This is a genomic window from Seohaeicola nanhaiensis, from assembly GCF_042654245.1.
Taxonomy (GTDB): domain Bacteria; phylum Pseudomonadota; class Alphaproteobacteria; order Rhodobacterales; family Rhodobacteraceae; genus Seohaeicola_A; species Seohaeicola_A nanhaiensis.
Genome location: NZ_JBHSGI010000031.1, coordinates 215,294 through 226,170 on the forward strand (window position 1 = coordinate 215,294; position 10,877 = coordinate 226,170).

Sequence of the window (10,877 nt, forward strand, 5' to 3'; positions counted from 1 at the left end):
GGGATTAGGTAACATTGCGTAATGTCCAGCTGGGCCGCGAATCCCTATGATGGCGGTCTGCATCGAGGAGGATGTCATGCAACCATGTATCGTCGGATGGGGCCACACGAAATTCGGTGCGCTTCGGGACCAGAGCCTTGAGGACCTGATCGTCGCCGCGGCGCGCGCGGCGCTGGATGACGCCGGGGTGCCGGCGGCGGATGTGGATGGCATCTGGCTGGGTCATTTCAACTCGGGCATGGTGCCTGACGGTTTTGCCTCGTCGCTGGTGTTGGGGGCGGACGACGACCTGCGGTTCACGCCGGCCACGCGCTGCGAGAACGCCTGCGCCTCGGGATCGGCGGCGGTCTATTCGGCGCTGGAGGCGGTGCGCAGCGGATCGGCGCGGATCGCGCTGGTGATCGGCGTCGAGAAGATGACCGAGCTGGACACCGCCGGCGTGACCAAGGCGCTGTCGGGCGCGTCCTATCAGAAGGAAGAGGCCGGGGTCAGCTTTCCCCAGATCTTCGGGCGGATCGCCGGGCAGTATTTCCAGCAGTTCGGCGACCAGTCGGCGACGCTGGCGCGGATCGCCGAGAAGAACCATGCCAATGCCCTGTCGAACCCTCTGGCGCATATGCAGAAGCAGGTGTCGTTCGAATTCTGCAATACCGTGTCGGACAAGAACCCGCTGATCGCGGCGCCGCTGCGGATGACCGACTGTTCTCTGATCTCGGACGGCGCGGCCGCGCTGGTGATCGTTGCACCTGAGCTGGCGGCGGATTTCAAGCGTGCCGTCACTTTCCGCGCATCGGCGCAGGTCAACGATTTCATGCCGATGTCGCGGCGGGACATGACCGAGCTGACCGGCGCGCGCATGGCCTTCGAGCGGGCTTTTGAAGGCTCTGGCGCAGGCTCGGGCGATATCGGCTTTGCCGAGGTGCACGACTGCTTCACTATTGCCGAGCTGATGATCTACGAGGCGATGGGGCTGAAACCCAAGGGCAAGGGCGCCGAGGCGGTGGCCGAGGGCACGGTGCTGAAGGGCGGTGCGCTGCCGGTGAACCTGTCGGGCGGGCTGAAGGCCAAGGGCCATCCGGTGGGCGCAACCGGCGTGTCGATGCATGTCATGGCGGCGCGGCAGCTGACCGGCGAAGCGGGCGAAATGCAGGCGGAGAACACGGACCTGGGTCTGGTCTTCAACATGGGTGGATCGGGGGTCGCGAACTACTGCTCGATCCTGGAACGCGCGCGATGAACCCGGCGGAGTGGCTGGCCCGGACCGCGCGATCGGTTCCGGAGGCGCCGGCGCTGTTTCGTGGCGCGCGTGTGGTCGCCGATTACGCGGGTTTCGCCCGACGGGCTGCCGGTATCGGCGCGGCGCTGGCCGCACGGGGGATCGGCCCGGGCGACCGGGTCGCGATCTTCCTGCCGAATTCCGTTGATTACCTGCCCATCCTCTACGGAATCCTCTGGGCTGGTGCTACGGCGGTTCCGATCAATGGCAAGCTGCACGCGAAGGAAGCCGGCTGGATCGTGGAGCATTCGGCGACCAAGTTCGTCTTTACCGGCGATGCTGCGCTGAGCGAGGCCTGCGGCCTGCCCTGTGTTGATCCGGCGACCGAAGCCTTTGCCGAGATGCAGGGGACGCCTGGTTTGGAGGCCCCCTGCCCCATGGCTGGAAGCGATGCGGCGTGGTTGTTCTATACCTCGGGCACGACCGGGCGGCCAAAGGGCGCGGTTCTGACCTGCGGCAATGTGATGGCGGCCTCGCTGGCCTATCTGGCCGATGTCGATGATGTCGCGCGCGAGGATGCCGCGCTTTATGCCGCGCCGATGTCGCATGGCGCGGGGCTGTACAACTTTATCCACGTCCTACGCGGCGCGCGTCATGTGGTGCCCGAGAGCGGCGGATTCGATCCGGCCGAGATCATGGGACTGGCGGCAGAGCTGGGGAATATCTCGATGTTCGCCGCGCCCACGATGGTCAAGCGGCTGGTTGATTTCGCGCAGCGGTCGGGGGCGGATGGCGCCGGGATCAAGACGATCGTCTATGGCGGCGGGCCGATGTATGTGGCCGATATCCAGGCTGCGCTGAAGGTATTCGGCCCGAAGTTCGTTCAGATTTACGGCCAGGGCGAGGCGCCGATGACGATCACGGCGCTGTCTCGGCAGGATATCGCGGATTCGGACCATCCCGACTGGCTTCGTCGGCTGGCATCAGTGGGCAAGGCGCATTCGGTGGCCGAGGTACGCGTTCTTGGCGAGGACGGCACGCCCCTGCCCCCGGGACAGATCGGCGAGATTGCCGTGCGCGGACCGCAGGTGATGCAGGGGTATCTGGACAACCCCGACGCCAATGCGAAGGCGCTGCGCGACGGTTGGCTGTGGACCGGCGATCTGGGACAGCTGGACGAGAATGGTTATCTGACCCTGCACGACCGGGCGAAGGATCTGGTGATCTCGGGCGGGTCGAACATCTATCCGCGCGAGGTGGAAGAGGCGCTGTTGACCCATCCGGAGGTCAGCGAGGTTTCGGTTGTCGGGGCGCCCGATCCGGAATGGGGCGAGATCGTTGTCGCCTTCGTCGTGGCGAGCGGGGCGACGCCGCCGGAGACGGCAGCGCTGGATGCCGCCTGCACCGCGTTGATCGCCCGGTTCAAGAAGCCGAAACGCTATGTCTTTGTGAAAGACCTTCCAAAGAACAACTACGGCAAGGTGCTGAAGACCGAGCTGCGTGAACGGCTGGCCGCGATGGCGGTCTGATCCGTCAAGCGGCCGTATAGCCGCCGTCGACGGCGATGGCGGCCCCGGTCACATAGCCGGAGCGGTCGGACATCAGCCAGATGGCCTGTGCGGCGATTTCCTCGGCGGTGGCATAGCGCCCGATGGGCGTTTTGGCGACCGACGCGGCGCGCTTTTCCGCTTTGCTGGTCGCGGTGAGCGGCGTTTCGACGAAGCCGGGGCAAATGGCGTTGATCCGGATCCCGAGGTCGGCGTAGTCGATGGCGGCGGCCTTGGTCAGCCCGACCACGCCGTGTTTGGCGGCAGTATAATGCGCGGCACGCGGCAGGCCGATCAGGCCGGCGATGGACGCCATGTTCACGATTGCGGCGCCGCGCGCCATGACCGCGATCTCGTGCTTCATGCACAGCCAGACACCGGTCAGGTTGACGTCCAGCATCCGGCGCCAGCTGTCTTCCTCGAGGTCTCCGGCGCGGTTGCCGACGGCGCGGGTTTCCAGCGTGCCGATCCCGGCGTTGTTGAAGGCGGCATCGAGCCGTCCGAACGCTTTGGCGACGGAGGCGACCATGGCGGCGACGCTCTGGGCGTCCGATACATCGACGGTGACGGCTAGGACCTCGGCGCCCGATTTGGCCAAATGGGTTGCGATTTCTTCGACGCCAGGGGCGTTCCGGTCGGCCAAGACGACTTTGGCCCCTTCGTGCGCGGCCGCGCGGGCCGCGGCGGCCCCGATGCCCGAGGCGGCCCCGGTCACCAGGACAACCTTTCCCGCGAGTAGCCCGGCGGTCGCGGTGGATCGGAGGTTCGGGGTCATGACGGTGCCTTCAAGATGTTAGCCGGCCTGCAGGACTCTTCCGTGACATAAGAAGGGCCAAAGCGATCAATGCGAGGTTACGGCAACCAAGTAGTATGTTCAAACATACTTTTCAGTGAAAGCAGCCCGTCATCCGGCGGCGACGCCCATGCCGCCGGATACGCCGAGGGTTTCCCCCGTGATGTAGCCGGCTTCGCGTGAGGCGATGAAGGCCACGGTGGCTGCAACTTCTTCGGGCGTACCGAGGCGGCGGGCCAGGGTTGCGTTCTCCATCGCCTTGAGAAGTTTTTCGCCACCCTCTTCGACCGCGCGGCGCAGCAAGGGCGTGTCGATCGGGCCGGGCACGATGGTGTTGGCGGTGATGCCGTAGCGGGCGTTTTCCATCGCGATGGATTTGGTAAAGGCGATCAGGCCACCCTTGGCGGCGGAATAGACCGACCCGCCGCGCGAGCCGAGCCGCCCGGCCTCGGAGCCGATGTTGACTATTCGTCCGAAGCCCGACGCCTGCATGTGCGGAAGCGTGGCGTGGGTGACGGCGAAGACGGTTTCGAGGTTGATCGACAGAAGCCGCCGCCAGTCGTCCTCGGTCGTCTCGGTGAAAAAGGCGTGCTGGTCGACGCCGGCGTTGTTCACCACGATATCGAACGGACCCTGTTCCGCGATCAGGCTGCGCAGCCGGGCGAAATCGGTAAGATCGACGGCAGCGACCGAAGCGCCATTGCCGCATTCCCTGGCGAGAAGTTCGGCGATATTGGGATTTCGGTCGAAGATCGCGACGCGCACGCCTTCGGCGGCGAGGCGACGGGCGATGGCCGCGCCGATGCCCTTGGCGCCGCCCGTGACCATGGCCGAGAGGCCGCGCAGACGGTTCGACATGTCCATGTCAGTGGCCTTTGAAGACGGGCTGGCGTTTTTCGATGACGGCCTGGAGGCCCTCCATCGCGTCGCCGGTGCCCGAAAGTGCGGCGACTTCGCGGGCCTCGTCCGGCAGGGCGGATTCGAAGCCTCGGGCGAGGCCGTTCCACATCATCCGCTTGGCAGCCGACTGCGCGCGGGGCGCACCGGCGGCGAGCTGGCGCGCGACGGTCAGGACCGCCTCGTCCAGCTGGTCGTCCGGCACGGCGCGGGTGACGAGGCCGATGCGTTCGGCCTCTTGCGCGTCGACGAAACGGTTGGTCAGCACCAGATCCATCGCGCGCCGGAAGCCGACAATCTTGGAGAGGGTGGCCGTGGCGCCGCCGTCCGGCGCCATGCCGACCCTCGTGGCGCCGGCCATGAAGCGGGCGCTGGCGCCGCAGATCACGATGTCGGACGCACAGACAAGGCCCAGCCCTGCCCCGCCGGCCGCAAAGCCATGAACGCGAGTCACCACCGGGACTTCCAGATTGACGAGACCCGAGACGCAGATCTGCAGATAGGCGGTGGCCATGCGCAGGTAATGCGGAAGCTCGGCACCCTTGGAGGCGAAATCCTTTACGTTGCCGCCGCCGGTGAAGATCTTGCCGTTGCCGGAGAGGATCACGGCGCGAACGCGCGAGTCGCCATGCACCTGCATGACGACCTCCTGAAACTGCCGCATCAGATCGACGTCGAACCCGTTGCCCGTCTCGGGGCGGTTGAGCTGGATATGGGCGATCCCTTCGCCATATGTCAGCAGGACCGGCCCTTCGCCGACCAGCGTCTCTTCGCCTTGGAACACGGAATTCCTCCCCTTGGCTTCCTCAGACGAGGAAGGACAGCGTGTAGATCGCCTTGTTGTTGTTGATGAGAACCACCTTTTTGTAGGCCATCCTCAGCGCACCATCGACCCGGCGCAACGAGTATTCGTTGCGAGACGCCCACATCGTGTCGCCGCGCAGGTTGGTCTCGAATATCTGGGTGTTGCACATCACCTTGATGTCGTCGGTGTCGGACGCCAGGAATTCGAAATTTGAGATCACGCGCGCCAGCTGCGAGGGCGGCGTCTGCGAGTGCCGACGCCCGGTCTTGAGCTGGCGGATCCGCAGCGCGATGCGGGACCGGTTGTCGTAGATCAGTGACATCTGCTTTTCCGGATCCGTATCGGTTCCGTTCGCAGGCACCCAATAGAGGGCGTCATCGGTCCAGAGCTCTTCCCAGGCGTCATAGTCGTGAATGTCCTGAAGCCGGGCCTCGCGGAAGATGAAATGTTGCACCTCATGGTAGAGTTGCGGGTTGAACGATTTTTCGTAGACCCGCGATTTGCCGACCCATTCCTTGAGGATGTCCGGCCCTTCGATTTCTGCGACGTCGGTGCTCATTTGTCTTCCATTATCTCGCGGTAGTGTTTCCAGATTTCCCGAGACGGCAGGTCGTCGGTGGAATGGCCGATCAGGTATCCGTTTTCGTCGCGCCGTTCGCGGTGCTCGCCCCGCTTGAGGTAAAGGTACTCGGGCTGGCGGATTTCGAGGCCGCGCTGGTTGCGCTCGTACATCTCGGTATCGTCGGCGAGCAGGAAGCCGGCCGGGCCGACCGAGCCCATCGTCTGCTGGCGCAGGCGGCGGTTGATGTCGGGCGCGCCCTTGAACTGGATGGCGGTGGAATGCTGCACCGACTCGGTGGCCGAAACCGGCTGGATCACGAAGATCTGGATCTCGGCGATGAAAAGGTTCGGGAAAATCATGGTATGCGGCGTGCCGTCGATCATGATCTGGCGGGCGCGGTCCTCGCCATAGGCCTCGTTCATCTGTCGCACGTAATCGGGCAGACGATCGGGCGTAGTCCCGAACCAGCTGAGCGGCTTGTCGCGGCGGCGGAATTCGGGGCGGGGATCGACCTCGGTATGGCCGTTGCCGAAGCTGCGCGTCACGGCCACGGCGGCGTCGCCATAGAGATCGCCGATGGCGCTGTCCGAGACGGAGAAGATCGAAGAATGCACGAAGGCCGGGTGGTAGCCGTCGCATTCGTTCTCGAGGATGAATTTCCAGTTGGCGCGGGTGCGGTGTTTCAGGAAGCCGGCAGAAATCTGGATTTCGCCCGTCGGTGAGTTATCGCAGAGCAGGTCGATGCTGCTTTTCGCGCCGCCGAGATGCTCTTCCAGCGTCGGGCCATCCGCGGCCATGGAGCCGAAGACGAAGCCGCGATAGCTGGCAACCCGCGTGACCTTGGAGAGGCCCAAAGTGGACTTGTCGGTGCCCTTGTAGCCCTCGGGGAAGGCGTAGTTGATGAGTTCGCCGGTATTGGCGAAGGTCCAGGAGTGGTACGGACAGGTGAAGCGGGCCCGGTTGCCCTTGTCCTGTACGCAGACTGCGTTGCCGCGATGAGGGCAGCGGTTCAGCAGAAGCTGAATCTCGCCATTCGAGTCGCGCACCATGAGGACAGGCATCGGGCCGAGCGACTTGGTCACGAAGTCGTTCTTCTCGGGCACTTCGCTTTCGTGGCCGATGTAGACCCAGGTCTTGAACCAGATCTTCTCGACCTCTTCCTTGAAGATGGCCTCGTCATAGTAGAGCGATCCGTGAACCCTGCCGGGCTGGATCAGGTCATCCCATTTCGGGTTGAAGTTTCCGTCCATGGTCCCCTCCTTTTCTTGATCTCGCTGGCGGGAAGTTCCGGGGTCTCGGCGTTCATTCAAAAACCGGACGACCATCCTGATAATTGGTGAAGTGGCGCAAGTCAATCCCGCAACGTGATGGCGTGCTCAGCGCCCCGTGAATGTGGGCCGGCGGCCGGAGAGGAATGCGGAGATGCCCTCGCGGGCGTCTTCGGTGGCGAAGACCTCGGCCTGGAGCCGGGCCTCGGCGTCGAGTGCGGCATCCGGATCGGCGACGTGGCGCAGGATGTGCTTGGAGCGGCGCAGCGCGGCCGTCGGTCCCGTGGCGAGCCGCTTTGCAAGCGCCCGGGCGCCCTCCTGCAGGTCGGAGTCGGGCAGGACGTCGCTGCACAGCCCCATGTCCAATGCGGCGCGCGACGGGATCGTTATACCGGTGAAGATCATAAAGGCGGCGCGCTGGTGGCCGATGGTGTCGCGCAGGAAGCTGTGCAGGCCGGCGTCGCACATGATGCCGATGTTGCTGTAAGGCGCGCCAAAGCGGGCTGATTCGGCGGCAATGGTGATGTCGCAGGCCGCGGCGATGCCGAAACCGCCACCGACGCAGGCGCCGGTCACTGCGGCGAGTGTCGGAACGGGCACGTCGCGCAGCGCGCGCAGGGCGGGATTGACGAGGCTGTCGATGATGGCGAGGGCGTCGGTCTTGTCCGGTTCGATTTCGGCGATGTCGAAGCCCGAGCAGAATGCGTCTCCGGCACCGCGAATCAGCAAGGCGCGCGCGGGGCTGGCCGTCACCTGCAGGGCGGCGTCGGTCAATGCGGACCAGTCCTGACCGCGCAGGGCGTTCTTGCGCTCTGGACGGTTGAGGGTGATTTCCGCAAGGTCGTCGTGGAAAACAAGTTCGACTGCCGTCATTTTGCTGGCCTCCGTCCGGTGGGAAATTTAATAAACCGGTCAACCGTATGTCTTATCTAGCATCGCGCGGAGAGATGTGCAATTTTCAGGCGTCATCCAGACAGGCGGCACAGAGGAAAAGCATGAACATGACCAGCAGAGCGAATGCAGATATGCCGGAGGCGGGGTTCCGCCTGAACGATCCGGTTTTCGTGGGCGAGGAACTTGTCATGCTGCGCGATCAGGTGCGCCGCTTCGTGGAGAAGGAGGTCACGCCCAATGGCGAGGCCTGGGAGCGCGAGGGAAAGATCCCGCGCGAGATGTTCCGCAAGCTGGGTGACATGGGGCTGCTGGGGATGCAGCACGAAGAGGCCTATGGCGGTACGCAGATGGGGTCGCTTGCCAGCGTGGTCTTTGGCGAGGAGCTGTCGCGGTCGACCTTCGGCGGTTTCACCGCTGCCGTGACGGTGCACACAGACATGTCGGCCAGCCACATCACCCGCGTGGGCACGCCCGACCAGAAGGCGCGGTTCCTGCCCGACATCATTAGCGGCGAGACGGTCTGCGCCATTGGTGTGACCGAGGCGGGCGCAGGATCGGACGTTGCGGGGATACGGACGCGCGCGGTGCGCGACGGGGATGACTGGATCATCAACGGCACCAAGATGTTCATCACCAATGGCGTCTACGGAAAGGTGGTCGTTCTGGGGGCACGGACCGACGGGATCGAGGCGGGAGCCAGGGGGATTTCGCTGTTCATCGTCCCGACCGATACGCCCGGTTTCAACGTGACGACAAAGCTGGAAAAGCACGGCTGGTTGTGTTCGGACACGGCGGAGCTGTCCTTCGAGAACATGCGGGTGCCGGGCGAGAACCTGCTGGGCGAGATGAACCGGGGTTTTCATGCCATCATGCAGGGGTTCGAGCACGAACGGCTGATGATCGGTGCCTTTTGCGCCGGTGAAGGGGCGAAGGCGATCGAGCTGACGCTGGACTATGTACGGACGCGCCGGGCCTTTGGCAAATCGCTCTGGGATCAGCAGGCGACGCGCCAACGCCTGGCCGACCTCGCGTCGAAGGTCGCGATGATCCGCGCGCTGACCTATCAGACCGCCGCGGCGAAAGACGCGGGCCAGCCGGTCAGCCGCGAGACGGCGATGATCAAGTCGGTTGGCCCGGAGATCCTGCACGATGTGGTGCATGGCTGTCTGCAACTGCACGGCGGCACCGGTTACATGCGCGGCACGCCGATCGAGCGCATGACCCGCGATGCGCGCATCCTGCGGATTGGTGGTGGCGCCACCGAGGTCATGCTGGAAGAGGTGGCCAAGCGGATGTGACCGCCTGGCCGCCGCGGTTCATGTAAGTGCGCCGTCGGCCCGCATCGCGGCGATGTCTTCGGCGGAAAAGCCGGCCTCGCGCAAAAGGTCGCCGGTATCGCTGCCCGGTGCCGCGGGGGCGCGCACGGGGCCGGCCGGAGTGCGGTCGAACCGGGGCGCGGGCGCGGCCTGAAGCACGCCGTTCTGCCGGAAGAAGATCCCGCGGGACTTGTTGTGAGGCGATTGCTCGACCTCGTCGAGGGTGAGAACCGGCGAGACGCAGGCGTCGCTTCCGTCGAAGATCGCCGCCCATTCGTCGCGTGTCTTGCTGCGGAAGACGGCCTCGTATTCGGCGTTGAGACGCGGCCAGGCGTCCTTGTCGTTCTGCTGGCGGGGGGAAAGGGGTTCAAGGCCCGCCTTCTCGCAGAGTTCGGCGAAGAATTGCGGTTCGATGGGGCCCACGGCGATGGCCTTGCCGTCGGCCGTTTCATAGCAGCGATAATAGGGGGCGCCGCCGTCGAGCATATTGTGGGCGCGTTGCAGGTCCCAGATGCCCTGTTGCAGCAGCATGTGGAAAACGCCCATCATGGCGGGCACGCCATCGACCATGGCCGCGTCGACCACCTGCCCCCTGCCCGACTGCTGCCGTTCCAGCAGCGCGGCCAGAATGCCGAAAATCAGGAACATTGCGCCGCCGCCGTAATCGGCGACAAGGTTCAGGGGCGGCATGGGCGGACGGTCGGCAGAGCCCATGGCGGCCAGCGCGCCGGACAGCGAGAGGTAATTGATGTCGTGCCCGGCCGTGTGGGCCAGCGGGCCGGACTGGCCCCAGCCGGTCATTCGGGCGAAGACGAGCCGGGGGTTGCGGTCGAGGCAGATGTCGGGGCCGAGGCCGAGCTTTTCCATCACGCCGGGGCGGAAACCTTCGATCAATGCGTCAGCTTCCGCGATCAGGCGTAGGGCGGCCTCGCGGCCCGATTCGGACTTCAGGTTCAGCGCGGCGGACCGTTTGTTGCGGCGGTTGATGTCCGTGGGTTCGGCCGGCCCAGAGGCGCGGTCTATCACGATGACTTCGGCGCCGAGGTCGGCAAGCAGCTGCCCGGCCAGCGGACCGGGTCCGAGGCCGGCCATCTCGATAATTCTGAGGTGTGAAAGCGGTCCGGTAGTGCTCAAGGCGGTCTCCCCTGTGTGGTTGAAATCTGGCTCGCGGCAATAAGCCTGTCGTTCATCCGGTTTATATTGACAGCATTCGGGCCGCACAACAGGCGTCTTTTGCTGGCGCGCGTGGCTGAGGAGTGAGGATGATAGCCGCGGTAAGAACAGGTGCGTGCGGTAGCGCTGAGCGGCCCGAAAGGCAGATTTTTAACGGTTCCGAAGGGGATATGCCTCAGATTTGTATGGCAGTTCAGGCGGATAAGGTTCGCTAGGAAACGCGTGTGGGGGGCGGTCGCAGGAAGGTGAAGCCAGGGGTGCTCGTGACGGGGAAAAATTAGTAGGCCGGACCACCGGTTTTTTAATGCCAAGGCTCTTGATTGAAGATGAAAATATGATACCCATTAAAAAAACCGGTCAACCGACCGGTGATTGAAGCGATGCCTTTCCGGCGCGAGACGCGCGG

The 10,877-nt window shown here is 64.6% G+C and carries 10 protein-coding genes; 3 read left to right on the forward strand and 7 right to left on the reverse strand.

Annotation, left to right across the window (positions count from 1 at the left end; translation table 11 throughout):
* Positions 1-76: 76 nt before the first annotated feature.
* Positions 77-1,237, forward strand: a complete 1,161-nt coding sequence (locus tag ACFO5X_RS20790) for an acetyl-CoA acetyltransferase (protein WP_380720770.1) — start codon at positions 77-79, stop codon at positions 1,235-1,237.
* Positions 1,234-2,745 carry an AMP-binding protein gene (locus ACFO5X_RS20795; protein WP_380720773.1) on the forward strand — a complete coding sequence of 504 codons (1,512 nt, stop codon included), beginning with the start codon at positions 1,234-1,236 and terminating at the stop codon, positions 2,743-2,745. Before ACFO5X_RS20790 ends, ACFO5X_RS20795 begins: the two co-directional genes overlap by 4 nt.
* 4 nt (positions 2,746-2,749) lie before the next feature.
* On the opposite strand, the gene ACFO5X_RS20800 is transcribed toward ACFO5X_RS20795, so the two are convergent.
* The 6 genes from ACFO5X_RS20800 to ACFO5X_RS20825 form a co-directional block, all read right to left on the reverse strand.
* Positions 2,750-3,538 (reverse strand): SDR family NAD(P)-dependent oxidoreductase, encoded by a 789-nt coding sequence (locus ACFO5X_RS20800; RefSeq protein WP_380720776.1) that lies wholly within the window; start codon positions 3,536-3,538, stop codon positions 2,750-2,752.
* Between the two features lie 129 nt (positions 3,539-3,667).
* Positions 3,668-4,420 (reverse strand): SDR family NAD(P)-dependent oxidoreductase, encoded by a 753-nt coding sequence (locus tag ACFO5X_RS20805; protein ID WP_380720778.1) that lies wholly within the window; start codon positions 4,418-4,420, stop codon positions 3,668-3,670.
* A 1-nt stretch (position 4,421) separates the two neighbouring features.
* A complete protein-coding gene (locus tag ACFO5X_RS20810; protein ID WP_380720781.1) occupies positions 4,422-5,237 on the reverse strand; it encodes an enoyl-CoA hydratase/isomerase family protein in 816 nt (271 codons plus the stop codon).
* Positions 5,238-5,259: 22 nt separating this feature from the next.
* Positions 5,260-5,817: an aromatic-ring-hydroxylating dioxygenase subunit beta gene (locus ACFO5X_RS20815; protein WP_380720783.1), complete on the reverse strand. Its 558-nt coding sequence runs from the start codon at positions 5,815-5,817 to the stop codon at positions 5,260-5,262.
* Positions 5,814-7,070, reverse strand: a complete 1,257-nt coding sequence (locus tag ACFO5X_RS20820; protein WP_380720786.1) for an aromatic ring-hydroxylating oxygenase subunit alpha — start codon at positions 7,068-7,070, stop codon at positions 5,814-5,816. The genes ACFO5X_RS20815 and ACFO5X_RS20820 overlap by 4 nt, the downstream gene beginning before the upstream one ends.
* Positions 7,071-7,196: 126 nt before the next feature.
* On the reverse strand, positions 7,197-7,961 hold the full coding sequence (locus ACFO5X_RS20825; protein WP_380720789.1) for an enoyl-CoA hydratase/isomerase family protein: 765 nt from the start codon (positions 7,959-7,961) through the stop codon (positions 7,197-7,199).
* A 128-nt stretch (positions 7,962-8,089) separates the two neighbouring features.
* Between ACFO5X_RS20825 and ACFO5X_RS20830 the strand changes: the two genes are divergently transcribed.
* On the forward strand, positions 8,090-9,280 hold the full coding sequence (locus ACFO5X_RS20830) for an acyl-CoA dehydrogenase family protein (protein ID WP_380720792.1): 1,191 nt from the start codon (positions 8,090-8,092) through the stop codon (positions 9,278-9,280).
* Between the two features lie 18 nt (positions 9,281-9,298).
* On the opposite strand, the gene ACFO5X_RS20835 is transcribed toward ACFO5X_RS20830, so the two are convergent.
* Positions 9,299-10,432: a CaiB/BaiF CoA transferase family protein gene (locus ACFO5X_RS20835; RefSeq protein WP_380720795.1), complete on the reverse strand. Its 1,134-nt coding sequence runs from the start codon at positions 10,430-10,432 to the stop codon at positions 9,299-9,301.
* Positions 10,433-10,877: the final 445 nt, after the last annotated feature.

Bases quoted from the DNA above. Each gene is read 5' to 3' on its own strand.
- ACFO5X_RS20790 (WP_380720770.1), top strand. From the start codon at position 77: ATGCAACCATGTATCGTCGGATGGGGCCACACGAAATTCGGTGCGCTT.
- ACFO5X_RS20795 (WP_380720773.1), top strand. From the start codon at position 1,234: ATGAACCCGGCGGAGTGGCTGGCCCGGACCGCGCGATCGGTTCCGGAG.
- ACFO5X_RS20800 (WP_380720776.1), bottom strand. From the start codon at position 3,538: ATGACCCCGAACCTCCGATCCACCGCGACCGCCGGGCTACTCGCGGGA.
- ACFO5X_RS20805 (WP_380720778.1), bottom strand. From the start codon at position 4,420: ATGGACATGTCGAACCGTCTGCGCGGCCTCTCGGCCATGGTCACGGGC.
- ACFO5X_RS20815 (WP_380720783.1), bottom strand. From the start codon at position 5,817: ATGAGCACCGACGTCGCAGAAATCGAAGGGCCGGACATCCTCAAGGAA.
- ACFO5X_RS20820 (WP_380720786.1), bottom strand. From the start codon at position 7,070: ATGGACGGAAACTTCAACCCGAAATGGGATGACCTGATCCAGCCCGGC.
- ACFO5X_RS20825 (WP_380720789.1), bottom strand. From the start codon at position 7,961: ATGACGGCAGTCGAACTTGTTTTCCACGACGACCTTGCGGAAATCACC.
- ACFO5X_RS20830 (WP_380720792.1), top strand. From the start codon at position 8,090: ATGACCAGCAGAGCGAATGCAGATATGCCGGAGGCGGGGTTCCGCCTG.